Annotated in this window: 24 protein-coding genes; 13 read left to right on the forward strand and 11 right to left on the reverse strand. The window is 62.0% G+C overall.

What is annotated here, in order from left to right:
- Positions 1-43: 43 nt before the first annotated feature.
- Positions 44-484, reverse strand: a complete 441-nt coding sequence (locus SZ63_RS04290) for a DUF371 domain-containing protein (RefSeq protein ID WP_048181712.1) — start codon at positions 482-484, stop codon at positions 44-46.
- Between the two features lie 32 nt (positions 485-516).
- Here SZ63_RS04290 and SZ63_RS04295 point away from each other — a divergent pair, with 32 nt between their 5' ends.
- Positions 517-1107, forward strand: coding sequence for an HVO_0476 family zinc finger protein (locus SZ63_RS04295; RefSeq protein WP_048181717.1), 591 nt, complete (start codon positions 517-519; stop codon positions 1105-1107).
- A gap of 3 nt (positions 1108-1110) precedes the next feature.
- On the opposite strand, the gene SZ63_RS04300 is transcribed toward SZ63_RS04295, so the two are convergent.
- Positions 1111-1389, reverse strand: coding sequence for a thioredoxin family protein (locus SZ63_RS04300; RefSeq protein ID WP_048181719.1), 279 nt, complete (start codon positions 1387-1389; stop codon positions 1111-1113).
- 44 nt (positions 1390-1433) lie between these two features.
- On the reverse strand, positions 1434-2132 hold the full coding sequence (locus SZ63_RS04305; protein ID WP_048181722.1) for a hypothetical protein: 699 nt from the start codon (positions 2130-2132) through the stop codon (positions 1434-1436).
- Positions 2133-2289: 157 nt separating this feature from the next.
- On the opposite strand from SZ63_RS04305, the gene SZ63_RS04310 reads away from it, so the two are divergent.
- The 4 genes from SZ63_RS04310 to SZ63_RS04325 all read left to right on the forward strand — a co-directional run bounded on the left by SZ63_RS04310 (position 2290) and on the right by SZ63_RS04325 (position 6955).
- Positions 2290-2760 (forward strand): Hsp20/alpha crystallin family protein, encoded by a 471-nt coding sequence (locus SZ63_RS04310; RefSeq protein WP_048181725.1) that lies wholly within the window; start codon positions 2290-2292, stop codon positions 2758-2760.
- A 69-nt stretch (positions 2761-2829) separates the two neighbouring features.
- Positions 2830-3618, forward strand: a complete 789-nt coding sequence (locus SZ63_RS04315) for a CBS domain-containing ParB/RepB/Spo0J family partition protein (protein ID WP_048183586.1) — start codon at positions 2830-2832, stop codon at positions 3616-3618.
- Between the two features lie 295 nt (positions 3619-3913).
- Complete coding sequence (locus SZ63_RS04320) at positions 3914-5914, forward strand: cytochrome ubiquinol oxidase subunit I (RefSeq protein ID WP_048181727.1); 2001 nt, start codon at positions 3914-3916, stop codon at positions 5912-5914.
- Positions 5915-5989: 75 nt separating this feature from the next.
- Positions 5990-6955, forward strand: a complete 966-nt coding sequence (locus SZ63_RS04325; RefSeq protein WP_048181729.1) for a hypothetical protein — start codon at positions 5990-5992, stop codon at positions 6953-6955.
- 99 nt (positions 6956-7054) lie between these two features.
- Here the strand turns inward: SZ63_RS04325 and SZ63_RS04330 are convergent, their stop codons facing one another.
- Positions 7055-8233 carry a sugar phosphate nucleotidyltransferase gene (locus SZ63_RS04330; RefSeq protein WP_048181732.1) on the reverse strand — a complete coding sequence of 393 codons (1179 nt, stop codon included), beginning with the start codon at positions 8231-8233 and terminating at the stop codon, positions 7055-7057.
- Between the two features lie 95 nt (positions 8234-8328).
- On the opposite strand from SZ63_RS04330, the gene SZ63_RS04335 reads away from it, so the two are divergent.
- On the forward strand, positions 8329-8826 hold the full coding sequence (locus SZ63_RS04335; protein ID WP_156168361.1) for a YkgJ family cysteine cluster protein: 498 nt from the start codon (positions 8329-8331) through the stop codon (positions 8824-8826).
- Positions 8819-9079 carry a hypothetical protein gene (locus SZ63_RS04340; RefSeq protein ID WP_048181734.1) on the forward strand — a complete coding sequence of 87 codons (261 nt, stop codon included), beginning with the start codon at positions 8819-8821 and terminating at the stop codon, positions 9077-9079. Before SZ63_RS04335 ends, SZ63_RS04340 begins: the two co-directional genes overlap by 8 nt.
- 6 nt (positions 9080-9085) lie before the next feature.
- Here SZ63_RS04340 and SZ63_RS04345 read toward each other — a convergent pair whose 3' ends face one another.
- The 3 genes from SZ63_RS04345 to SZ63_RS04355 all read right to left on the reverse strand — a co-directional run bounded on the left by SZ63_RS04345 (position 9086) and on the right by SZ63_RS04355 (position 11545).
- Positions 9086-9421 carry a type II secretion system protein E gene (locus tag SZ63_RS04345; RefSeq protein ID WP_048181737.1) on the reverse strand — a complete coding sequence of 112 codons (336 nt, stop codon included), beginning with the start codon at positions 9419-9421 and terminating at the stop codon, positions 9086-9088.
- 129 nt (positions 9422-9550) lie between these two features.
- Positions 9551-9856: a stress response translation initiation inhibitor YciH gene (gene yciH, locus SZ63_RS04350; RefSeq protein ID WP_011844832.1), complete on the reverse strand. Its 306-nt coding sequence runs from the start codon at positions 9854-9856 to the stop codon at positions 9551-9553.
- Between the two features lie 42 nt (positions 9857-9898).
- Positions 9899-11545 (reverse strand): adenosylcobalamin-dependent ribonucleoside-diphosphate reductase, encoded by a 1647-nt coding sequence (locus tag SZ63_RS04355; protein WP_048181740.1) that lies wholly within the window; start codon positions 11543-11545, stop codon positions 9899-9901.
- A 59-nt stretch (positions 11546-11604) separates the two neighbouring features.
- On the opposite strand from SZ63_RS04355, the gene SZ63_RS04360 reads away from it, so the two are divergent.
- A complete protein-coding gene (locus SZ63_RS04360; protein WP_048181744.1) occupies positions 11605-13092 on the forward strand; it encodes a cobyric acid synthase in 1488 nt (495 codons plus the stop codon).
- On the forward strand, positions 13089-13673 hold the full coding sequence (locus tag SZ63_RS04365) for a GrpB family protein (protein ID WP_048181747.1): 585 nt from the start codon (positions 13089-13091) through the stop codon (positions 13671-13673). The genes SZ63_RS04360 and SZ63_RS04365 overlap by 4 nt, the downstream gene beginning before the upstream one ends.
- A gap of 192 nt (positions 13674-13865) precedes the next feature.
- On the opposite strand, the gene SZ63_RS04370 is transcribed toward SZ63_RS04365, so the two are convergent.
- From SZ63_RS04370 to SZ63_RS04385, 4 genes are read right to left on the reverse strand one after another with little or no spacing between them, the layout of a single operon-like run.
- Positions 13866-14870: a type II secretion system F family protein gene (locus SZ63_RS04370; protein WP_394298771.1), complete on the reverse strand. Its 1005-nt coding sequence runs from the start codon at positions 14868-14870 to the stop codon at positions 13866-13868.
- A gap of 46 nt (positions 14871-14916) precedes the next feature.
- Positions 14917-15840 carry a type II secretion system F family protein gene (locus SZ63_RS04375; RefSeq protein WP_048181753.1) on the reverse strand — a complete coding sequence of 308 codons (924 nt, stop codon included), beginning with the start codon at positions 15838-15840 and terminating at the stop codon, positions 14917-14919.
- On the reverse strand, positions 15837-18329 hold the full coding sequence (locus SZ63_RS04380; protein ID WP_241481239.1) for a type II/IV secretion system ATPase subunit: 2493 nt from the start codon (positions 18327-18329) through the stop codon (positions 15837-15839). Before SZ63_RS04380 ends, SZ63_RS04375 begins: the two co-directional genes overlap by 4 nt.
- Positions 18316-18954, reverse strand: a complete 639-nt coding sequence (locus tag SZ63_RS04385; RefSeq protein ID WP_048181755.1) for a hypothetical protein — start codon at positions 18952-18954, stop codon at positions 18316-18318. The genes SZ63_RS04380 and SZ63_RS04385 overlap by 14 nt, the downstream gene beginning before the upstream one ends.
- A 405-nt stretch (positions 18955-19359) precedes the next feature.
- Between SZ63_RS04385 and SZ63_RS04390 the strand changes: the two genes are divergently transcribed.
- The 4 genes from SZ63_RS04390 to leuS are packed head-to-tail and all read left to right on the forward strand — an operon-like array spanning position 19360 to position 25242.
- Positions 19360-20133, forward strand: coding sequence for an A24 family peptidase C-terminal domain-containing protein (locus tag SZ63_RS04390; RefSeq protein ID WP_241481240.1), 774 nt, complete (start codon positions 19360-19362; stop codon positions 20131-20133).
- A 6-nt stretch (positions 20134-20139) separates the two neighbouring features.
- Positions 20140-20505 carry a phosphoribosyl-AMP cyclohydrolase gene (gene hisI, locus SZ63_RS04395; RefSeq protein ID WP_048181760.1) on the forward strand — a complete coding sequence of 122 codons (366 nt, stop codon included), beginning with the start codon at positions 20140-20142 and terminating at the stop codon, positions 20503-20505.
- Between the two features lie 23 nt (positions 20506-20528).
- Positions 20529-22424 carry a PINc/VapC family ATPase gene (locus SZ63_RS04400; protein WP_048181764.1) on the forward strand — a complete coding sequence of 632 codons (1896 nt, stop codon included), beginning with the start codon at positions 20529-20531 and terminating at the stop codon, positions 22422-22424.
- 40 nt (positions 22425-22464) lie between these two features.
- Positions 22465-25242 carry a leucine--tRNA ligase gene (leuS, locus tag SZ63_RS04405; RefSeq protein ID WP_394298772.1) on the forward strand — a complete coding sequence of 926 codons (2778 nt, stop codon included), beginning with the start codon at positions 22465-22467 and terminating at the stop codon, positions 25240-25242.
- Positions 25243-25274 lie beyond the last annotated feature (32 nt).

The following is a 25274-nucleotide window of genomic DNA, read 5'->3' on the forward strand; positions in this document are numbered from 1 at the left end:
ACCTCCGGTCTTTTCGTGCTCCGGCCCTTCGGCCCATCGCACCTTACGGACAGTCGTTCTCCGGCACCTCAACCTCGAGCTCGACGACCAGTTCCTCCCCCCGCCGGAGCGCCTCGATGAACTCCCGGGGGAGGGTCGCCGCCACCCGGTCGGAGCGGATGCCCACCGTCCGGTCGGAGACGAAATCGCTCCGCCGCCAGACGAGATCGGCGGGGTGATCCAGGGTGAACGCCGCGCTGCCCCGCGACGTCACCTCGACGGTCTCGCCCCCCGCGGTAAGCCGTGTCGTCAGCACCGCCCGATCGTTGCGGAGCAGCGCTTTGAGGGCGGAATCGAGGTCGGCGGCGCCCTTGTCGGCGGCGACGCCGACGATGCAGTCGCCGGTCTCGGTCAGCATCTCGTCCCTCGTCACCTCAAACGTCGTCGGATGGGTCCCGCTGACCAGCGGGTGCCCCCGCGCCCGCACGATATCCCTCGCCTTCATGCTTATTAGGAGAGGGATGCTATTGCTAATGAATGATTAGCATCGTCTGCCCCGTCTGTAAAGAGGAGTGCGAACACCAGGTTCTCCGGGAAGCCGCCGATCTGGTGGTGCAGTGCTGCGAGTGCGGCCAGGTCCACCGGGTGCCGAAGCCCCCCGAGCCCGAGATCCTCACCATCAAGGCCATCGTGAGCCAGGAGACCGAATCGATGGTCTGCAGTGTCGAGATGCTCGAGGAAGAGGTCGTCTCCGTCGGCGACCGGATCGTCGCGGAGTGCGGAGACGAAGTCTTCGGGGTCGAGGTCACCGGCATCGAGGCGGGACCAAAGAGGGTTCGCCGGGCGGCGGCCGACGAGGTGACGACCCTCTGGACACGGGGGATTGAGCAGGTCGTGGTGAAGGCGTCGATTCATACCGGGCGCACGACCCTCCCTCTCTACCAGACCGCCGACGGCGAGGACGAGTTCGTCGTCGGGGAGACCTACACCTTCGGCGGGCGACGAATCCGAATCTCGCACATCAAACTCCGCGACGGCCCGGTCATACGCAAAGAGGGCTGGAAGACGGTAGCCCGCAGGGTGAAGCGGATCTACGGGTATCTCGAGGGACGCTACCAGGGGCGCTGACCCTCACCGGGGCAGGGGCTCGGGGAGGTGGCGCCGGATTGCAGCCTCGAGGTCTTCACGGTGGACGAGCCCTTCCATCCGCTCCCTGATCTCGTCGCCGTCGAGGACAAGGGTCGTCGGCGTCACCCGGAGGTTATATTTCTGGATGTAATCCGGGTTCTTCACGGCATCGATCTCTTCCACCTCGATCCCGAGATCCGTCTCTGCCTCGCGGAGGATCGGGGTCTGCTCCTTGCACCCCATGCATCCTTCCTGATAGAAACTGATCACCTTTACCGCCATATACGGCAGGTCGCGGGGAGACTATAAAAAAGTGTGGGGGGCCGTCACCCCGTTATGACGCCGAGCGTGACCCGGGCGCTGCCGTAGCGGTGCGCGATGGTCATCGAGTCGGGATTCTTGGCGGTGACCTTGCCGAAGCGCAGCGCAGGGCTCTCGTTGCTCTCGTTGCCGAGGGAGATATCCGGCGTCGTCGTCAGCCCGAGCGGCACGAATTCGCCCACCTCCGTCTCGGTGAAGTTGAGACCGATGCCGTTTGCATCCTCTTCGCTCAGGTTCATGGCAAGGTCGTTCGTTCCGTAGGAGAAACCGATTGTCTTCGTCTCACCGGGCCGCATCCCGACGAGCCCCACGGAGATGGCGTTGGTCTCGAAACCGAGCAGACCGAATCCCGAGAAGCCGCTGATCTCCGGGTATAAGACAGGGATAACGGCAATATTCTCGCCCGAGACCTGTCCGCCGACAGGCATCTCCAGACGCTGGGTCAGGAGGACGACGTTCCCCTTCTTGTATTCGCTCTCAAGGAGGCTCTGGTCGGTCGTGATGAGGGGCCGTCCGTCCTCGGCAAGAACCGTGTAATCGATAACCGCCGTGTTTCCTACCTGGGCGGCCGCCTTCTTCTCGAACATCGGGGCCAGGTAGGTGCCGACCATGGCAACCGCAACCAGAACGGCAATTCCCACGTAGGCCCATTTCATCCAGGGGGCATTGTCGTCCTTCGAGGTCTTCTGCTGTGTCTTTTTCATTACAAGTACAATTCGCCGTTTGGTGAAATAAAATGGTATTGTTATGAGAAGAAGAAGGGAGGTCGAAGATAAATTTATATTATTTCAGCACTACCTTAAGGTTAGCCTCGGGCGACCCGCTTGTCCGGGGCGATCCGAGTATACAGGAGTGATTACGATGGCAAGAATAGAACGAGGGCCGTACCGGACGATATGGCAGGACTTCGACGACCTTATGGCCGAGATGGAAAGCAGGTTCCAGTCCTTGCTCGGGGGGATCGGCTCACGCGGAGAGGAAGTCCGGGGCCGGGTCGTCCCGGCGGTCCGCGACTTCCGCGTGGATGTCCGCGACCACGAAGACGAAGTGATCGTCGTTGCAGACCTTCCCGGCGTCGAAAAAGAGAACGTCGCCGTCCGGCTCATCGATCCCCAGCACCTGGAGATCGCCAGCAGGCGGACGGGAGAGACCGAGGAGGAGAGCCGGGATTTCTTCATGCGGGAACGCATCTATGGGCTGATGAGCCGGACGGTGCTGCTTCCGGCGGAAGTGACCGAGGAGAGCGCCGCTGCAACGTTTAAGAACGGTGTTCTCGAGGTCCGGCTGAAGAAGGCGCCGACCGAGACCGGGACCACGATCCCCATCGAATAACCTTATTTTTTCATGCCGATAGGTATTTCAACCGAATAGTTCATGTCGGGCCAGCGTGACACTATCATGATGGATAAAAAGAAGGTCAAGGATTACATGACCTACGACGTCGTCACCGTCGACGCACATGGAACGGTCCGGGACGTCATCGAAGCAATAAAAAATACGCATCACGACGGCTTCCCCGTCGTGGAGAACTCAAAAGAGGTAGTAGGTTACATCTCGGCGCGGGACCTTCTCTTTGCCCATCCGTCAACTCCGATAGAGCAGGTGATGTCCCGCCACCTCATCGTCGCCGACCCGGACATGAGCGTGAACGACGCCGCCCGCGTCATCTTCCGCTCCGGCATCCAGAAACTCCCGGTCGTCAACGACAAGAACGAGCTCATCGGGATCATGTCGAACGCCGACGTCATCAGGTCCCAGATCGAACACGTTTCGCCGGAGAAGGTCTTCAAATTCATCGAGACCCTCAAAAAACTCTACGGAGTCGAACCGGTCTTAAGAAGGGGTTCGGTCCCGATCAACGATCTCCTGCCCACCCAGTCGAAGATCTACGAGGACGAACTGGAGGGAAGGATGTACGAGATCAAGAAAGGGCTCGCCGAACCCCTGATCGTGGTCAGGCGGCCGGGCCGCTGGATCCTGGTCGACGGGCACCACCGCGCGATCGCGGCGAAACGGCTCGGGATCAAGAACCTCGACGCCTACATCATCGAGGTCAGGGAGAACATCGAGCTCGGGATGGAGCGGACGGCCCGGACGCTGAACCTCAAGACGCTCGACGACATCAAGGTGCTCGACTACGCCCGCCACCCCCTCGTCGCGCTGACGCACCGGCTCGTGCGGCACGGGTGAACAGACATCTTTTTTATTCCATCGGCATTGCCGTGACCGTCCTATACGGATTTCACCCCGGTGTGCCGGTGACACCCGTCAAATTCGCATAAGGTCTACTTAACCTGCTTGAATCTATCAGAAATTATATCTAACATTAAATAGCATTTCGAACCATCAGAAACGGCCGCTCTTCATTCAGGGAGCCAACGGACCTCAAATGCCCTGAAGGCACCTCAAGAAGGCCGTTTCGCAGCCGGCATGCCTATTCGCGGACGAGAACGGGCGTGAGACCAGGCTCGAACGGGGCATCGAGATGAGAGAGATACAAGAAACCATAACCCGCCGGACAAAAGACCGTCTCGGGGAACAGCCGCCGCACCCGGCGGCGATCGCCGGACTCTACCTGCTCTGCATATCGCTCATCTGGTTCCTTCCGGGCTTTCTCGCGCCGGAACTCTTCGGCGGGGGCAACGCTTACCCGTTCATCATCTTCGAATACGGCGGCGTATACCTGCTCGCGGCCGTCCTCTTCGGATGCTCCGCGGCACTTCTCTTCGCACTGGCGAGGCAGATGAGCGGGCCTGGCGTGCGGGCATTCGCCCTGGCCGTCGCGCTCCTCCTGCTCTACCTGGTCCCCACCTATCTCGGGGGATCGATGCAGATGATACTGCCGTTTTACGTCCCCGGGTGGGATTATTTCGGCCTATCGCCCGCAGTCGACGTCCTGATGAGCGCCGTCATCTCCTTCTCGGGCATCGGCCTCCTCGCTCTCGCGACGATCGTACCCATCCTCCTCATCGACCGGTACGCCCCAATGAAGCGGCCGTATGCCGCCGCGGCAGTGCTCGGCACCCTCCTCTTCCCCTGCCTGGCGGCGGCGATCTTCAGGACCGATCCCGTTCCGTCCCTCATCCCCTGGCTCTCCCTCTCCCTCTCGACCCTCTCCGTCCTCTGCCTCGGGGTCGCCGGGGCGGCGGTGCTCTCCATCCCTCTGGTCGTCCGCCGTCTCCTGAAGGGGAGCGGCAACCCGCCGCAGCAGGCCCGGATCTTCGGGTTGCTTCTCCTCTGTCTCCTCCTCGTCTGGTTCGTCCCGGGGTATCTCGAGCCCGGATTTTTTCTTACGGGCTACGACTCCTCCAACCCCAGCTCCTGGCAGAAGAGGAGTTGGTTCACCCCCTACGGCCCGGGGGATCTCGAATGTCCGTTGTCCACCCTCCCCACGATCGAAGGCAACTATCTCATCGACATGAACGTCTTCCCGGCCGGCCCCCACTCAATCATCTCCCCCTGCACGATGTACACCCACGAACACACAGAGGAACGGTACATCGTCGGCCAGCAATGGTACAGGGACGAATGGACGTTCCGAAGCGAGAAGAGGACATTATTCGAATCGCTGACGGGCATCGGGGAGGTATCGGAGACGACGCTCGATCTCGGCGACCACCTCCTTGCCGCCGGGTTCGAGCGCTCCGACGCGGAGCGGGAATACCCCGCCTGGCTCTTCATAAACGAGACCACGAGGGGCTACATCCTCACCTACGAGAGGCCGTTTGACGACGGCAGGAGCAACGACTTCTTCATCGTCTACTACGGGACATACAACACCATGGGCCCCGATCCGGACAGGTCTCTCAAAGCGCTGATCGCACAGCGGCTCTCCCCGTCGGCGATCCGGGCTCCCGGCGAGGGGCTCTACGAGGAAGAACGCCTGAGCCGGATGCCGGAGGCGGAACCGTTCCTCTACATCTCCGGGATGCTCCGGTATGCCGGCATCCTCCTCCTGACGCCCTTCCTCTTCGGGTGCTCCGCCGCGCTCCTCTTTGCGGGTGCGCTGACCGAACTGGAGACCCAAAAAAGACGATTCGCCATTGCGATTCCGCTCCTCGCCGCCGTCCTCCTGTACCTCTCTCTCATCTCCGCCTACCTGACCGGTTCGACCTGGATGCCGATCCCGCCGTTTTATCTCCCCACGAGCGAGCCTCTCGGCGTATCGACGCTTCTCGAGGTCCTGCTGAACCTCATGATATTCCTGTCGGCCCTCACGTTCATCGGTCTCGGGGTGATCGCGCCGTACCTTCTCCTCAAGCGCTACCTCCCCCTGAAGCGGCCTTTCCGGGCTGTTCTCGTCTCGGGCACCCTCGTCTTCGGCATCCTCGTCTACCCGCTCATGATGATGCTTGCCGTCTGGGGCGGATTACGTCCTGCCCCCTGGCTCTCCCCTCTTGTCTGGGTGGCCCTCGGGTTCTGCCTTGCCGCCGCGTGGGCGGTGGTGATCTACGCAGTCCAGGCAGCGGCGGGGCGGAAGGGGTGAATCGCGTAATTCTCTGCAGGTGGATTCCGGAAAGGTAAAGGTAGCTATCGACGATCATAAGTTCAGTGTGAATCCATGACGTCCAAATATTATACAACCCTGCAGAACCTCATACGCCTCCTCCCCTACTCGCTCTTCGCCGGCCTGGTCGGCGGCGGACTGCTGGCGCTCCCGGCCTGCGTCCATACATGGTGCTGGGGCGGGATCGCCTGCTACAACCACGGGCTCTTCGACGGCATCGGCACGTTCCAGGGCCTGGTGCTCGGCATCCTCGCTCTCCTCCTTACCGGGATGCTCCCGGTCGCCATGCGGCGGGAGGGCGGGATGGAGAGGAACTTTGCCGTCCTCGCAGGCGGGATCGCCGGGTTCACGGCATTTCTCGTCCTCGAGATTTATTCAATGGTAACAGCAGTCTCCGGGCACGGATACGCCGCAGGACCCTCCGACGTCCTCTCTCTGGCCCATGACACCCTCACGGATCTCCTCCTCCCCCTTCTCGCCATCGCCCTCGCTATGGCGGCCCTCGCCGCTCTCGGAGCCTTCGCCGTCTCGTTCATCCGGGAGAGAGCGGCCGGGCCGAACGAGGGTGCCGCGGCATCGCGGCTCCTCCTCTGCTCCACGGCCGCCCTCATCCTCGTCGTCGTGGTTCTCCCCCCGCTCACCGCCCACGCGATGCTCGGTGCAGGGATGATCGACGTGAACCCCGGAACGGCGCTGATGACGGCCGCCGTCTCCGCCGAACGCACCGCGCCCGACACCATCGTCATCACCGTCGAGGAAGCGCCTCCCGCTTCCGCGCTCGACCACGATCTGCCGTTCTCGGTCTTCATGAACGGATTCGACGTCTCCGATGCTTCCGCGTGCGCCACGAGCGGTTTTGCCGCGACGGTCGACACACCCGGGGGGCTTGAGGCCGCCAGAGGATCGGAGGCCGCCTGGACGGGGGCCGGGGTCTCAAACAACGGCACCCCGGTGGACATCGTGGTGATGGGCCACGGGGCCGACGGCTCGGATATCATCGTCATGAGCCGCACAATTTAAGCAGGGGCAGTTGACGCCACGCTCCGCCGGCATGTTGCGGAGAAAAACGCCTGCAGGAGAGTCTTTGCGGGTAAAAAGTGAACCGGGTATGTCGGGGTCCTACGACCCCTCGGTCCGGGTATCGAAATCCTCGTTCAGGACATGCTCTTTCACGACCGTCCCCTCCGGGATGATCACCTCCGGCCAGAGCCGGGTCCCGGAGTGGACGACCACGCCGCCTTTCAGCACCGCACGGGGCCCGATGACCGTGTCGTGCTCGATGTTGCACCCGCTCCCGATGAGCGTATCGTTGTCGATGATGCTCCCGCTGACGGTGCTGTCTCTCCCGATCACCACCCGGTTGTAGATCGACGAGGAGAAGATCTTCGCGCTGTTCTTGATTATGCAACCCTCTCCGATGCTCGTATACGGCCCGATAATGACGTTCTCCTCGATGATCGTCCCGGCGCCGATCGAGACCGGCCCGATCACCCGGGAGTTCGCCGCAACCGAGACGCAGCTCCCTATCTGTGCCGGGCCGAGGATCCGGGCACCCTTGATGTAGAGGTCGCCGGAGATGTTCGTGAACCCGATATCCTGCAGTTTCCACCTCTCGGCTTCACGGAGCGACCTCGGGCTCCCCACATCCGACCAGTTGCCGCGGGCAAGCCAGGCTTTGAGGGGGTACCCCTGCTCCATCAGTTCGGGGAAGAGGTTGCGGGCGAAGTCGAACTTCTCGCCGGTCGGGATGTGGTCGAAGATCTCCGGGTCGCAGACGTACATACCGGTGCTCGCGAGGTTCGAGAAGATCTCCCCCGGGCTCGGCTTCTCCTTGAACCGTTTGATCTGGTAATCCGCATCGATCTCGGCGATCCCGTACTCGGTCGGGTCGTCGATGCTGATGAGCCCTATCGTGGTGATCGAGTCGTTTGCAAGGTGCTCGCGGTAGAACTCGAGCAGGTTCAGGCCCACCACGTGGTCGCCGCCCACGACCAGGAACGGCTGCTCTTCGAGGTATTTCTGGGCATTCTTGACGCTCCCCGCCGTCCCGAGCTTCGTCTTCTCGTGGACGTAGGTGACGTCGACCCCGAAGAGCGACCCGTCCCCGAGAGCCTCCTCGATGGACTCGCTCATGTAGCCGAGCGTGATCACCACGTCGGTGAACCCGAGGTTCGCGAGGTGTGAGACCAGGTGCTGGATCGAGGGTTTGTTGACGATTGGAATGCACGGTTTTGGACGCCCGAATGTGAGGGGGCGGAGCCGTGTGCCCTCCCCTCCGCACATTATGCACACCTTCATGTCACTCCATTGTATGCGTATCGATTTAACCCTTGGGGCAGCACGGGGCACCCGTTCCCAACCTTTATCCTCCGGTATGCAAAGAATCTACAGAAATGACGGTGTTCGAATGTAAACTCTGCGGGAAGTGCTGCATGCACGCAGGAGACGCGCTCATCGAGGTCGAGAAGAGGCTCACAAGCCGCGACTTCCTCTGCCGGCAGAAGGTCGTCGGCGGCACGTTCCGCGCCCGGGTAGAGGAGCGGTTCCTCGACGCCTTCAGGGATACCGCCGAAAACGACAGGCACCCGTCCTGGTGCCCATTCCTCCGGGGCCTTCCCGGGGAGAAGGGGAAATACGTCTGCACCATCCATAACAGCCGTCCGCTGATCTGCCGCTCCTACGTCTGCTGCACCATGCGGATCTTTGATTCCGGCGGAGAGGAGGCCGGGAAGGTAAAGGGGAGGAGGAGCCTCGACACCACCGATGCCGCTCTCGCCCGGTGCTGGGAGGAATCGATTGCACCGCTCGCGACCGACGACGACATCGCCTGGGAGAGCGAGGTTGCCGCGATCCTCGGGCGTTCCGGCTACCGGGTCGAGACCTATGAGTGAACCGCGGCGGCTTCCCGTCGTCCGGGGCCGGGTGCAGTGCACGGAAAAAGAGAGCGTTCCCGTCGCCCAATGCAGACTCTGTGTCCATTCCGCCCGTGTCGTAGTCAAAGGGATAGAACTGCCGTCGCCGGCACGGGCCTACTGCAGCCGGTGCCGCGACGCACCCGATATCGATATGGCGAAGGTCGAGACGGTTCTCTGCGACGATCTCTCCGGCGAGGGATTTCGGAGCATCGCAAACATCATCAGTTAGCCGGGCTTACTTCCGCCAGAATTCCCACGGGTGTTTCGTCTGGAACGGAACGCCCTTCGCCTCGTTGTTCCAGTCGGTCTCGATCGTGTGGTGAACCAGCCGGACCTCGTTGCGAAGCTCGGTAAGGACTTCTTTGACGCCCTCAAGTTCCTGCTGAAGCCGGTTCAACTCCTCAAACGAACGCGGCTGCCGGACCGTCGGCGTCCCCGCCTCTCTACAGGCAAGGCCGGCCTCGATCAACTCGAGAATCGCCTCGTTCCTGTCGAACGCGTGATCCCTGGCAAACTGATCGATCTGCTCCATCAGGTCGGGATCGAGCGCAAACGAACATCTCATCACCATAAGTCGTCCATTCCCACTATTGCACCTCTCTGCTGATTATAGTGTCTGCCGTCCCGTGGAGGGGCAACCTATCAGGTGCAGCGTCTTTGCAAAAAAAGTGTCACGGGTCCTCTATGGAGGACAACCCGGTCAACTGATATTTTCCATGTTGTATCCTTTCTGGGCGAGCAGATCCTTCACCCGCTCGCGATGGTTGCCCTGCAGCTCGATCGAGGAGTCCTTGACCGTGCCGCCACAGGCCAGTTTCGCTTTCAGGAACTTGGAGAGGTCTTCGAGATCGATGTCGTAGGGGTCGAGGCCCTCGATGACCGTGACTTCCTTTCCGTACCGACGTCTGTTTATCTTTACGCTGATTCTCTGCTGTTCCTTGGCTACTTCTTCACAGATACACAGTTCTTTTGGCAGTCCGCAGGTCGGACATATCCCACCGTTCATTGCATGTACCTTTCAGCTCTCGTTATATATTATTTGGCATGGTCATCCGTCAATCAGGCAGACATCGCACCCTAGCGAGAATATCTGGTCGGGTCTGCTCCGGTAGCGGTAGACGGTCGTGCCCTTGCATCCGAGATCGTGGGCAAGGGAGAAGACACGGCCGATCTCGTCGACGGTTGCGCTCTCCGGCAGGTTCACGGTCTTCGAGACGGCGTTGTCCACGTGCTTCTGGAACGCCGCCTGCATCCGGACGTGGTGCTCCGGTGCGATCTCGGTTGCCGTCCTGAAGAGGTCGCGGGCATGGTCGTCGAGGGGGAGGCCGGCGACCGTGCCGTGGCGGCGGACATGCCCGGCCACATCCTTCCCGCCGGCGGTCCGGGGCAGGAATTCGGCGACGAGGCCGCTCGTGATGCTGACCGGCCGGCCGTCGATCGTCCGGTCGTAAGCGAGCGAGAAGAGCGGCTCGATCCCGCTCGTCGTCCCGGCGACGAGGTGGATCGAGCCCGTGGGGGCGATGGTGGTGACGGTGGCGTTCCGCATCTCTCCCGAAAAGATCGAGCCCTCGATCGCCGGAAACGACCCGAGCTCCCTCCCGAGTTCCTCCGAACGCTCCCGGGCCGTCTCCTCTATACGCTCCATCAGGCTCCCGGCAAACCGGAGCGCCTCCTCCGATTCGTAAGGAATCCCCATGCGTATGAGCGCCTCGGCGAACCCCATGACGCCGAGGCCGATCTTTCGGGTCGACAGGGTCCTCTCCCGGATCAGGGGCAGGGGGAAGCGGTTCACGTCGATGACCGCATCGAGGAATTCGACGCCGCACCGGACGATTTTTGCCAGCAGGTCTTCGTCGAGGTCGTTCTTTCCAATGCACCGGGCGAGGTTGACGCTTCCGAGGTTGCAGCTCTCGTAGGGGTAGAGCGGCTGCTCGCCGCAGGGGTTGGTCGCCTCGATGGGGCCGAGGTGCGGGGTGGTGCTCCGGCGGTTGATCTCGTCGAGGAAGAGCACTCCCGGCTCGCCGGAGATACGGGCGGACGCGGCAATGAGACGCCAGAGCGATCGGGCGTCGATGCTCTTCCACACCGTACCATCGCGGGGGTTCGTGAGGTCATACTCCTTCCCCGTCGCGAGGCACGAGAAGAACTTCTCGTCGACGCCGACCGAGATGTTGAAGTTCGAGAGCCCTCCTTCCTGCTTCGCGGTGACGAACTCCTCGATGTCAGGGTGGGAGGCCGCGAGCACCCCCATGTTCGCTCCCCGCCGCCGGCCGCCCTGCCTGACCGCCCCGGTCGCCGCATCGAAGACCCGCATGAACGAGACCGGCCCGGTCGCGGCGCCCATGACCCCATTGACGGCGTCGCCGCGAGGCCGGAGGCGCGAGAACGAGAACCCGGTTCCTCCCCCGGACTGGTGGATGAGCGCCATGTGGCCGAGGGTCCCGAAGATCCCCTCGAGCGTGTCCTCCACGGGAAGGACGAAGCAGGCCGAGAGCTGCCCGGCGGCAGTTCCCGCGTTCATCAGGGTCGGGGAGTTCGGGAGGAAGAGGAGGCCTGAAAGGAGCGAGAAAAACTCGCGTGACCGCGCCGTCCCGCCCACGGCGTCCGCGACCCGGGAGAAGAGGCCGTCCGGCGTCTCGCCCGGGAGGAGGTAGCGGCTCTCCAGGAGGAGGCGGCCTTGCGGGGAGATCTCCATATGATCCCTGATGGAACCCCGCCCTTAATAACCCGTCGTGCCAAACTCTTCTGCCGGCAATGTCTCTCATCGTGCTCGGAACTGCATCCCATGTCGGGAAGAGCCTGACCGTTGCGGCGCTCTGCCGTGCGCTCTACCGCCGCGGAATCCCGGTTGCGCCGTTCAAATCCCAGAACATGAGCCTCAACTCCTACGTCACGGCCGACGGGAGCGAGATCGGGATCGCCCAGGCCGTCCAGGCCTTCGCGGCCGGGATCGAACCGGAGGCCGACATGAACCCGATCCTCCTCAAGCCCAAGGGGGATTCGGTCTCGCAGGTGGTGCTGCTCGGCCGCCCATATAAGGATGTGCAGATCCGCGATTACTACAGAGAGACCGATACGCTTCTTGCCGAGGCCGTCACTGCATTCGAGCGGCTGAAAAGGCGCTTCGGGAACGTGGTGGTCGAAGGTGCCGGGGGAGCGGCGGAGGTGAACCTCTACGACCGCGATATCGCGAATATACGGCTCGCCCGCTCGCTCCGTCTCCCCATCGTCCTGGTCGCCGACATCGAGCGGGGCGGGGTCTTCGCCCAGGTCTACGGGACGCTCGCCCTCCTGCCGGAGGACATCCGCCCCCTCGTCGCCGGCGTCATCGTCAACAAGTTCCGGGGAGACCCGGGGCTCTTTGCGTCGGGCGTTACGAAACTCGAGGAACTCACGGGCGTCCCGGTGCTCGGGGTGGTGCCCTACGCGGAGATCCCCCTCCCGAGCGAGGACTCGCTCTCGATCGGTGATAAAGGAGAGCGATCGACCGCACGCCAGGTCAGGATAGCCGTCCTCCGCCTCCCCCGGATCTCGAACTTCACCGACTTCGAACTCCTCGAGCAGTACGCCGCGGTGGACTACGTCCCGCCCGGCGGAACGCTTTCCGGCTACGACTGCATCATCCTCCCCGGAACGAAGAACACCGTCGAGGATCTCGCCGTGCTGAACCGCCACGGCGTGGGGGAGGAACTCCGGCTCGCCCGGGAGCGGGGAGTCCCGATCATCGGGATCTGCGGCGGTTACCAGATGCTCGGGAGCCTGATCGTTGATTCCGGCATCGAGTCGGAGACCCCGGCAGAGCACCCGGGCTTCGGGCTTCTCGACGTCGTGACGGCCTTTACCGGCTATCGCAAGACGACGGTGCAGGTCCGGCGCCGGGCGACCGGCCCCGGCCCCATTCTCCCGGCGATGGGGGAGGTGGAAGGCTACGAGATCCACATGGGCGAGACGGAGCGGGGCGACCTCTCCGAAGCGTTCGCCGGCGAAGGGGCCGCAACCTCCGACGGCCTGGTCTTCGGGACCTACATGCACGGCCTCTTCCAGAACCCCGGTGCGGCAAACGCCCTCCTCGCCTACCTCGCAGGGCGGCGGGGCGTAGCCTTCGAGCCGGTGACGGCGGAGAGCACCGCCCTCGGGGCCGCGGCATCCTACGACGACCTGGCACGGCACTTCGAGGAACACGTGGATATGGGGGCGATCCTGGAATTCTTTATTGTTCCCGACTCACGTGAGAGAGGATGAATGAAAGAGAGATCTCTCCATCGGACGCAACCGTTCTCGATTACATACACGTCCGCGTCGTCGATTACGATCCCGCCTGGCCGGACCTCTTTCGCACGGAAGCCCGTCTGCTGGAAGATATCCTGAAAGACAACCTGGTGGCTATCTTTCACATCGGCAGCACGTCCGTACCGGGTCTCCGGGCAAAACCCATCATCGATATCATGCCGGTCGTCCATGACATCAAGCAGGTTGATGAGTGTTCCCGGCAGTTCAGGGCTCTCGGCTACGAGGCCATGGGCGAACTCGGCATACCCGGCAGAAGATACCTTCGCAAAGGCGGGGAGAACCGCACCCACCAGATACATGCCTTCCAGTACGATAACGTGCAGAATATATTGAGGCATTTAGCCTTTCGGGATTACCTGAGGTGCCATCCCGAGATCAGTCACGCATATGCCGCTCTCAAGTCGGAACTTGCCGCCCGGTATCCCGGGGATATAGGGGGATACTGCAACGGCAAAGACGGTTTTGTGAAACACGTGGAACGTGACGCGTTGCAATGGTACTGGAAAAGATACGGGGCAACCAGCCGGTGTTAGGCACCCGGACCCGGGCACCGGGGAAACCGCTCTTCGCAGCTTCACGTTCTTTGCACCTCGCACCTTTGGTGCTCAAACTCCGGATGTCCCATCCGTCGTTCTTGCGTGCGGCCCTCTCAACTCGAAGGCCTTTGATGCTCGAATACCGGCTATTCGGCTTTCACAAAAAAAAGAAACCCTGTCCCGGCTCTTTCAGATGATGAACCGGAACGCCATCCAGGCGACGAACACCATCAGCGCCGAGTACTTCAGCCCCGCGACTACCCGGCCTTCGCCCATGATGCCCGCCGCCAGCCCCGAGAAGAATCCCTGGATCAGCGCTGCGTGGCAGAAGAGCCGGTTGTAGAGGAAGAGGTCCACATTGCCCATGAACGACTGGGCCGAACTCGAGCCCGACGCGGCGACCGCCTCGCCCGCCTCCGCCATCGTGGTGAGGAAGGTGCCCGAAAGCACCCCGATGACGAAGAGGAAGACGAAGAACGACATCAAAACGATGATCATGTAGATCATCATGCCGTTTTTGCGCTCCGACTGCAGGTTGAAGAACTCATATGCGTCGTGCGCCGCCGCCCGCAACACCTCGCTCACGTCACCCCCAGCGGAGCTCGCGTGGGCGATCAGGTCGACACTCCGCTCCGCGAGCGGAGTATTCACGGCCTTTCCGAACCGGCGGATGGCCTCCACGAACGGAACGCCCCAGGACATCTCGGTATCGAGTTTGCGGATGTGCGGCGTGAGGGCCCCGTATTCGCCCTCCGAGACGATATGAATGGCGTGCGGGAGCGTCATACCCGAATCGTTCATTCCGGCCACGTCGCGGAAGAAGTTCGGAAGCGATGCCTCGACGCTCGATATGCGCCACGCCTCCTTGAAATCGAGGAGAGCAAGCGGCACGATGGCGAGGAGGAGGGCAAAGACGAAGACGTCGTCGAGCATCGTCGTCGTGAAGAGGGCCCCGATCCCGTAGGACGTCACCATGCTCACGAACCCGCCGATAAGGAGGAGGAGGGCGACCGGAACGGATACGAAGAGGACGGTGTAGGGCTCCTCCATCATCACCCTGACCGGGTGTTTGAGGAAGCGGTAAAATCCTTCCTGATACTTCCGCCAGTTCTCAATCCTGCCGAAGATCTCCTGGTCCTGCTCCACGAACCGTTCGGGCTCCAGGGCGTCATCCGGAACAATCTCCTGTTCCACAGGCCGCCTGTTCAGGAAATCGTTGAAAATATCTTTGAATCCCATATCACACCTCCGGAGTCATGGAACTGATCAGGACGACGAACATCATGCTCCCGAACGGCACAATCATGTAGATGATGATGCAGAGGAAGAACGGGTCCGAGTCGCCCGAGAGGATCGTCATCACCGACTGCAGGATGATCAGAAAGAGCATGCCGGCGACCATCGCGGTGACGTAGGACTCCGCGATCAGCCCGAGCGTCTCTAAAAACGACTTCTGCTGCTGGTTGTTCTCGAGCGTGTACTGGTGAGCCTTGTTGCGGAAGTATTCCGTGAGGTTGCTCCCGCTGGAGATGCTCGCAACGGCTCCCTGCAGGAACTCCCGCATCCGTTCGCTCGGCGTCGCCTGCGAGACCGTCCGCAGGGCATCGAGAAGATCCTTCCCGAAGAAATCGGTCTCCCGGGAGATGTAGCGCGCTTCGACGGCGCTTTCGCCGTATATCGTGCTCTGGCCGAGCAGCCGGAAGACTTCGTCGGGGGTGATCCCGGCCGAAGACATGGCGGTGACGTAGTTGATGGCGTACGGGAGGGTGGCATCGATATTCCGGCGACGTTCTCCCGCCTTTATACCGGGATAGAGGAGGTAGATCAGGTAGGTTATCCCCCCGAAGACCAGAAGAGAGATGACCGTGATGGCGATGGTTCCGAGCAGCATCTTGTGGTCGTTCAACGCGTACAGGACTTCCGGAACCGCCCCGCGGTAGACGATCATATCGGGAATCCGCAGGAGGTAGACCAGGAGCCCGATGAGCGCGGCGGCGGCCAGCCCCACGGCGACCGAGGATACGTAAGCGGTCGCAAGATATGCCTCGAACGGCGTATTCATCCGGGCTCCCATCAGGTCGTTTCGGAGGCTGATGTAGTCTCCCCGCTTCTTCTTCAGGCCGTGCCCGATCAGGTTGAAGCAGAACCGTTCGTAACTGTTCATGCGGAACCACCCTCCCCGTAGAGGTCGGCACGCACCCGCTGGACGACCGTCTCCGGATCGCGGAAGTAGGAGACCAGGATCTTGCTCACGTCCTTGAAGTGGCGGATCTTCTTGATACGCATCCATTCAAGGACTTCCTGCCGGCGTTTGAGCTCTTCACGCATCCGCTCCTCGCTCCAGCCACGGTCTTCCATGATCTGTTCGAGGATGTAGGATTTGCCGGAATACCGGATCTCGTCGGTTGCCGGATGCCACCGGAAGACCTCGTTGGTGATCAGCTCGTTCGTCCGGGGATCGATATCCAGGATCTCGATGAGCTGCTTGTTCCGCCGGATCCGCTGGCCGCCGATACGGGCCTGCACCTGGATGGACATCAGGTTCAGTGCAGAGAGCATGTTTCTCGGCACGTCGATCGGCGGGTTCTCCAGACGGTGGACGGCGCTCGCCACCGAGTCGGCGTGCATCGTCGCGTAGGTGACGTGGCCGGTGCTCATCGCCTGGAAGAGGGTCAGGGCCTCCTTGCCACGGACCTCACCGACCAGGATGTACTCCGGACGCTGCCGGAGTGCGGCACGCAGGAGTTCGTACATATCGATCTCGCCCCGCCCGTCCTGCGAGAACGAGTCGCGGGTGATGCTCGGGATCCAGTTCGGGTGAGGCAGTTTCAGTTCCCGGGTATCCTCGAGGGTGACGATCTTTGCCAGCGGCGGAATGAAGAGCGATATGGCGTTCAGGGTCGTCGTCTTTCCGGACGCCGTCCCGCCGGCAAAGATGCAGGACTTGGCGTTCTCGACCGCAAGCCAGATGAAGGCGATCCCGAGCGGCGAGAAGGTGTGCCACTCGATGAGGTCCGTCGGCGTGATCGGCTCCTCGCGGAACTTACGGATCGTGAACGTCGAGCCGTGAGCGGTCACTTCCGCCCCGAGCGTCATCTGGATACGCGATCCGTCGCTCATCGTGGCGTCCAGCATCGGTTCGGCGATGGAGATGTATTTTCCGGCCCGCTGCGCAAGTTTCGTGACGAACGAGTCGAGCGCCACGTGATCGTGATAGACGAGGCTCGTCTTCATCGATTCGTACGTCGTGTGATAGACGAATATGTAACTGTTCACGCCGTCGCAGGAGATATCCTCGATGTACTTGTCGTGCATCACCGGGTCGATCAGCCCGTCGCCGAGGAACTCCTTCTCCACGTGATAGAGGATCTTCTCGCGCCCGAGAGGCTCAAGGCGAATTCCGTAGTCGGCGATGATCATGTTCGCCGCATCGCGGAGCGCTGTCCTTGCTTCGTCACGGGTGAGGTCGCGGGAAGTGATGTTGAGCGTCTCAAAGAGCCGCTCTTTGATCTCCAGGAAGAGTTCCTGCTCCCCGGGCGTGAGCACGGGCTCGATGACGTTGTAGGTATACTCGTGCGTCGTGCTGTCGTAGGTCACCCGGACATAGGCATACGGCTCGTTCACCGGGTAGAGTTCGATCTCCTCCACCCCCGGCGACGGCCGCATCGCGAGATCGACGAGCGGGCCGTGGAGCGTGGAGTTGTACTCCTCGACCACGGCGCCGACTTTCGGCACCTGGATCTTTTTGAGGAACCCGAACCGGGGCTGCGCAACCTCTTCGACCGGGGTCACCACCTGTGCGGCGGCTGCAGCAAGCGAAGTGGAGGAGAGGGACTGGGAGAAGAGATCGTCGAACTCCGACACGACCCTGGCGTTGTCGACGAAATCGAAACGGTGTTCGTTACGGTTGATGTTCAGTTCATCGATCGTGAACGTCGCGCTCTTCGGAAGGATCAGATCCGCCAGGTTCCCGAGCTCGTCGACCGTCACCACGCCGTCGGAGATCTCTCCTCCGACTCCGGAATCGCCGACATCCCCCACAACGCGGGGCTTCGGTTTGGTGGTGCCGGATTCATCACCCTCGCGCCACCCTTTCACCCGGTCGAGGATTCCCGCGGGGGTGTGGTGCCCGGAGGGAGAAGCCGGCGCATCCGGCTTCGCCGGGATATTCTCAACCGTCTCCGATGGAGCGGCCGGCACGTCCGGCTCGGTCCCAGAATCCTTCTCCGTCACCGGCGAAGCGGCCGGAACCACCGGCTCTGCCGGAGCGGATGCGACCTCTCCACCGTTTTCCGGCTTGTTCCGGCCGATCCGATCGAGGAGCGCCCTGACCGGATCCTTGCCGGCGGGTGCACGCGGTTCGGCGGTCTTTTCCGGTCTCGCCACCGTGTCGATAAGCGAACGGATCCCCGTGCTCTTCTGCGCCTGCACCGGCGAAGGCTCCGGCTGCTCGTCTATCTCATCGGTAACGGGCTCCGCAGCCTCCGGAACCGGCTCTTTCCGCACATCCTCTTCCGGGGATCGGGACGGCAAACCCGTATCGGCGCTCTCCGTCGTGGTTTCTCCGTCGCCGGCCTCCTGTTTCCCGGGTTGTGCGAGAAGGCCCCTGACTGCTGCTATCAATTCACGTTCTTCATCTTCACCTGAACTCATCCTCTGTGCCCCCAATATCAACGTACTTTTCTACCTGAGGTTCATGGAACTCAATGATGCACCGTGTCCGCTCTCCGATCCGATCCGAGACCACACACATGTAGCGCCCATTAAGCAGTCGAAAACTGACCTTTCCCCCGGAATCCGTCACATCGCTCGTCATAACGAGCTTTCCCTTCCGGATCGCGACGTGGGCCCCGGCAAGAGGCGTCCGGCCGTCGCGCACGATCAGGCAGAGCACCCCTATCCGTTGCCGGGCAGGCGTGCCGACGGTCGGGATGTCGAAGCGACCGTTCTTCTTCAGGTGGCTCTTGTCGAAGACCCTGCACCGTGAAACCAGCGCGTCGACAATCGGCGGCGTCACCGGGAAGAGTTCGAACTCTTCCCGCCCGGTCAGGCGCAGGACGGCCGAATCTCCAAAGAGTGTCCCCATCGTATCGACGAACATGGCACCGTCCGGTTCGCCCCCGGAGAAAATCAGGAAGAACGTCTGTCCTTTCTCTTTCGAAACCCCTATTCCGGTCGGGGAATGGCTGCTGCTGTAGTGCAGCAACTCGTCAAGAGTGAAGTGTCCCTCGCTCGTCGACTGTTGAAGGATCTCGTCCATAAGGTCGTTTATGTCCATGCAGATCTTCAGGTACGGTATTTTGTAGTTTTTATGCCGGAAAGGGGATTTTTACCCCCTATCACAATATATCACATCAGTATGCTATTATTAATACCTTGTGATAATGGGATCGGGATTCTAACTAATATTCTTGAGAAAGGGGCGTATCCGGAAGTCGGGAGGAGACCGTTTACGCGCAGAAGTCTCTGATAGGTTTCCGACCGTAGAGGGAATTGCAGCCGAAGAACCCGAACATCTGAACTGCTCCGGCCGGGGGCAGGTGCCTGTATAGTGCCGAATCCATCCGGAAAATGCATCGAAACGGCAGCGATCCCCTGCGAAGAAAGATCGCCAGAAATAAGAGATAACAGGTGAATAGAGTACCCGCCCATGATTCTTCCGCCCGTGGTAACTGTCCCCCTCATGATTGCAGCAGCTGCAATAGGGGTCACGCTCATATATGCGTCCATCTTAGATGCAAAGGAGCGGCGGGTGCCCCACAAAACCTGGCGTCCCGCACTCGCGATCGCGATCCCGGCAGCCGTCTGGGTGTACGGACTGACCATCCTCGCGGACTGGCAGGCGGCAGCGGCGTATCTCATCCTGGTCGCGGTCTTCTGCGGATTTTTTTACCTCTTCCAGGCCGTAAACCTCTTCGGCGGAGCGGATGCGTACGCTCTCATCATCATAACCGCATGCATCCCGTTCTACCCGCTCGAACCGTTCTTCGGTGCATCACCCCTCGGGTTCTTCCCGTTCAGCGTGCTGACGAACGCCGTGCTCATCAATATCGCGGCACCCGTCGCAATACTCGCGAAGAACGTCCTGGAGGGGAACCGGGCCCCGCTGCCCTGCCTCCTGCTCGGCTTTCCCGTCGACGGGAGATCGATCCAGAACGAGTTCGGTTTCGTCATGGAAGATATCGAGGAAGGGGAGGACGGCAGGCTGGTCAGGCGGTTCGTCGGATTTACGGAATCGCTCGGGCGTATCGTGCGGGGGGAGCGGCGGCTATACACAAAAGATCTCAGGCTGCACCCAAAAGACTACCAGAGGGAGCTTGCCCTCTACAGGAAGGCCGGCCGGGTCTGGATATCCTACGGCATTCCATTCATCATACCGATCACTGCGGGATTCCTGACCGCACTGTTCATGGGAGATATCCTCTTTGTAATCATGAAGGCAATCGCGGGAATGTGAATAGATATGGAGATACAATTCAAGGACGGATTGGTGCCTGTCATCGTGCAGGAAAGAGGGACTCGTGATGTCCTGATGCTCGCCTACGCAAACGCAGAGGCGCTGGAACTCACCAGGACCACCGGATATGCGCATTATTACAGCAGGAGCAGGCGGAAACTCTGGAAGAAAGGGGAGGAGAGCGGACACGTCCAGCGAGTCTGCCGCATCCTGGTCGACTGCGACGAGGATGCCGTCCTCTACGAGGTGGAGCAGACCGGCGCGGCCTGCCATACCGGCCACGCCTCGTGTTTCTACCGGACGGTCGAAGGGGAGGAGATCGCCGGATTGGTCTTCGATCCGGAGAAGGTATACGCTAATAAGGGTGAATGACTTCATTACTATGGTGATTTTTTATGAAAATTGTACCCGATACAAGCGTCGTAATAGACGGACGCATAACATCGCTGATAAAAACCGGAGAATATAAGGGCGCAACAATAATCATACCGGAAGCCGTCGTCGCCGAGCTGGAGGCCCAGGCGAATCAGGGGCGGGAGATAGGGTTTTCCGGTCTGACCGAACTCCAGGAACTCTTCCGGATGTCGGGAGAGAATGTCATCGAACTCCGGTTTGCCGGGGAACGCCCGAGCCTCGACCAGGTGAAACTCTCCAGCGGGGGCGAGATCGATGCCCTGATCCGGAACGTCGCGATCGACCACGATGCACGGTTCATCACGAGCGATCTCGTGCAGGCGGAGGTGGCGAAGGCCAAAGGTCTCGACGTCACCTACCTGCGGCCGCAGATCGGCGACTTCTCGCCGCTCTCGATCGACCAGTACCTCGATGAGGAGACGATCGCGATCACGCTTAAGGAGCGGGCCCCACCGGTGGCAAAGATCGGGAAACTCCGGGAGACCCGTCTGGTCACCCTCCGGGATGCGCCGATGACCGAGTACGAACTCAAGGGCATGGCGCAGGAACTCCTCGAGCGGGCGAAACGCGACCCGGACGGCTTCATCGAGCTCGAGAAGCGGGGGATCACGGTCGTCCAGATCGGGTCGCTCCGGATCTCGATTGCCCGGCGGCCGTTCTCGGACGGGATGGAGATCACGGTGGTCCGGCCGCTCGTGGACCTCTCGCTCGACGACTACGACATGGCGCCGGAGATCAAGCAGCGGATCCTCGGGAACCGCCGCGGCGTCCTGATTGCGGGCCCGCCGGGAGCGGGGAAGACCACCCTCGCCCAGAGCCTTGCGACGTTCCTCGCCGACAACAACTTCGTCGTGAAGACGATGGAGGCCCCGCGGGACCTGCAGGTGCCCGACCACATCACCCAGTACACGGCGCTCGAGGGCAGCATGGCGAACACCGCCGAGGCTCTCCTGCTCGTCCGGCCCGACTACGTGGTCTTCGACGAGATCCGGAAGAGCGAGGACTTCAGCGTCTACGCGGATATGCGCCTCGCCGGGATGGGCATGGTCGGCGTGGTGCACGCCATGGAGGTGCACGACTGCCTCCGGCGGTTCTGCGACCGGGTGGACTACAGCATCCTGCCGCAGATCATCAACACCGTCATCTACGTCGTCCAGGGCGCGATCACGAAGATCTACGACCTTGAACTGGCGATCAAGGCACCTGAGGGGATGCCCGGCGACGCGCACATCCGCCCGGTGATCGTCGTCCGCGAGCACGCCCGGCGGGAGCCCGAGATCGAGATCTTCCGCTACGAGGGGGAGACCCTGGTGATGCCGCTCGCACGAAAGAAGAACGCCGGGGGGCCGCCCGCTGCACCTGCGGAGCCGCCGGTCGTCGCGGCAGCAGCAGCGGAGCCCGAGGAGAACGTCACCTGGAAGGTCGCCGAGAAAGAGGTCCAGCGCGAGATCGGGCGGTATACGACCGGGCCGGTCGAGGTCCGGATCATCAGCGATAACAAAGCCGTCGTCTACATCGAGGACAAGGACGTCCCGGCGGCGATCGGGAAGGGCGGCAAGAACGTCTCGGCGATCGTGAACAAACTCGGCATCGGGATCGATATCCGGCCGAGGAGCGAACTCGAGGCGCAGAAACCCGTCGAGGAAGAGATGCAGCTTGCCGGCGGCATCAGGATCCGTCTCGACAAGAAACAGCTGACGATCATCTCCCCGGAGAACAGGGGCAAGATCGTGGACGTCTTCGCCGGGAAGGAGTACCTCTTCACGGCAACGGTGAACGAGGAGGGCGACATCCTCCTCGCCAAGAACAGCACGATCGCCCAGGAGATGATCAAGCGTTACAACGAGGGCGAGACGATCCGGTTAAGACCGGTATGATACAGGGCAACTATGAGGAACCAGAATCTGGAGGCTTAGAGTGAGCGGATTAGATATGCAGGGCAACGAACGGGAGTGCATCGCCCGGTGGGAGCACGCGTTCGAGGCCGATCCGGCAGAGAAAGAGAAATATTACCTGACCGTGGCGTACCCGTATCCAAGCGGGGCGATGCACGTCGGGCACGGACGGACCTATATCGTCCCGGACGTCCTCGCCCGTTACCAGCGGATGAGGGGGAGACAGGTCCTCTTCCCGATGGCGTTCCACGTCACCGGCACCCCGGTCATCGGGATCTCGAAGAGGATTGCAAACGGCGACGCGAAGACGATCGGGCTCTACCGCGACCTCTACCGGGTGCCGCAGGACATCCTTGATCGGTTCATCGACCCGATGGAGATCGTCCGCCACTTCTCGGAGGAGTACCGGCGCGTGATGCAGAAGTGCGGGCTCTCGATCGACTGGCGGCGCCGGTTCATCACCGTCGACCCGCAGTACAGCAAGTTCATCGAGTGGCAGTACAAGCACCTGCACGAGGAGGAGCACGTCGTCAGGGGTGCCCATCCGGTCAAATACTGCCCCCAGTGCGAGAACCCGGTCGGCGACCACGACCTCCTCGAGGGGGAGAAAGCCGAGATCATCAGGTTCACCCTGGTGGTCTTCTCCTGGGACGGCGCCAGGATACCCTGCGCGACCCTCCGGCCCGAGACGGTCTACGGCGTGACGAACCTCTGGGTGAACCCGGACGTCACCTACGTGCGGGTGACGCTCGATAACGAGGAATGGATCTTAAGCCGCGAGGCGGCGGCGAAACTCGCCCTGCAGGACCACGACGTCCGCGTGGGAGAGGAGATACCCGGGACGGCCCTCGTCGACCGGACGGTCACCCACCCGCTCTCCGGCGACGTCCCCGTCCTCCCGGCGACGTTCGTCGACCCGGACATGGGGACCGGGATCGTCATGAGCGTTCCGGCCCACGCGCCCTTCGACTACATCGCGCTCCGCGACCTGCAGCAGCAGGGGAAGTATACGTCCATCCGGCCGATTCCGCTCATCTCCGTCGAGGGCTACGGCGAGATCCCGGCAAAGGACGCGGTCGAGCGGGCGGGCATCCGCGACCAGAACGACCCGGGGATGGAGGCACTCACCCAGGAGGTCTACAGCGCGGAGTTCTCCCGCGGGAAGGTCTTCGAGAAGTACGGCGGCAGGCCGGTTCGCGAGGCCCGGGACGACGTGGCGGCCGTGATGATGGAGCGTTACGGCTCCATCCCGATGTACGAGTTCGACAACCGCCAGGTCACCTGCCGGTGCGGCGGCAGGGTCTTCGTGAAGATCCTGCACGACCAGTGGTTCCTGGAGTACAGCGACCCGTGCTGGAAGGAGCAGGTGAAGACCCAGCTCGAGCGGATGGCACTCGTCCCGCCCGAGGTCCGGACGGAGTTCGACCGGACGGTCGACTGGCTGAAGGACTGGGCCTGCACCCGCCGGGTGGGGCTCGGGACGAAACTTCCCTGGGATCCGACCTGGATCATTGAGCCGCTCTCCGACTCGACGATCTACATGGCCTACTACACGATCGCCCATCACCTGAAGGCCATCCCGCCGGAGAACCTGACGCCCGAGGTCTTCGAGTACATCTTCAAGGGCGAGGGGGACCCGACCACGGTCGACCGCGAGACCCTCGATACGATCCGGAATGAGTTCCTCTACTGGTACCCCTACGATTACCGGTTCTCGGCAAAGGATCTCATCTCGAACCACCTCACCTTCCAGCTCTTCCACCACCGGGCGATCTTCCCGCAGGAACTGCAGCCGCAGGGCATGGTGGTCTTCGGGATGGGCCTTTTGAACGGGGCGAAGATGTCCTCGAGCAAGGGCAACGTCTTCCTGCTCGAGGACGCCGTGGAAGAGTTCGGTGCCGATACGGTTCGGATGTTCCTCGTCGGGAGCGCCGAGCCCTGGCAGGACTTCGACTGGAGGAATGAGCTCGTCTCGTCGACGAAAAAGCAGATCGAGCGGTTCTGGAACACCGTTTCGGAGGCAAAAGGGGCGGCCGGCGCCTACGATATCGATGCCTGGCTCGCGAGCAGGCTCCAGCGGCGCATCGAGAGCGCCACCGCGGCGCTCGATGGATTCCAGACCAGACAGGCGCTTCAGGAGGCGTTCTTCGGCGTGGAAGCCGACCTGAAGTGGTACCGCCGCCGCCTGCCCGATGGCGCGAGCGGCGGAGCGGTGATGCAGGACCTCTGCCGCACCTGGGTGCGGCTGCTCGCTCCCTTCGTCCCGTTCACCTGCGAGGCGCTCTGGAAAGACATCGGCGGGAAAGGCCTAGTCTCCTTCGCCCCCTGGCCCGGGGTGGACGAGAGCCGGGTCAGCCCGGAGATCGAGCTCGCCGAGGAACTCCTCGCCCGGACGGTCGAGGATATCGAGTCGATCAGAAAACTCATCCCGATGGAGCCGACGTCCATCAGCCTCTTCGTCGCCCCGGCCTGGAAGCACGAGGCCTTCCGGATCATCGCGGCCTCGGCCGACAAGACGAGAGTGATGCGGGAGATCATGCAGAACGAGGAGATGCGCAAGCGCGGCCGCGAGGCGACCGATGCCGCAAAGCAGATCACGAAACTCGTCCTGAAACTGCCGCCCGACCTCGTGAAGCAGCTGCAGGAATCGCCGCTCGACGAGCAGGCGGTCCTCGAGGCCGCACGTGCGTTCCTGGAGCACGAGTTCGGCGTGCCGGTGAAGGTCCAGAGCGCCGAGGCGAGCACGCACCCGAAGGCCTCGGGAGCGCTGCCGTTCAAGCCGGCGATCGTGATCGAATAACACCCTTTTTTTCAAGCCGTGCCCTATAAGGC

Source organism: Methanoculleus sediminis (genome assembly GCF_001017125.1).
GTDB classification, from domain to species: Archaea; Halobacteriota; Methanomicrobia; order Methanomicrobiales; family Methanoculleaceae; genus Methanoculleus; species Methanoculleus sediminis.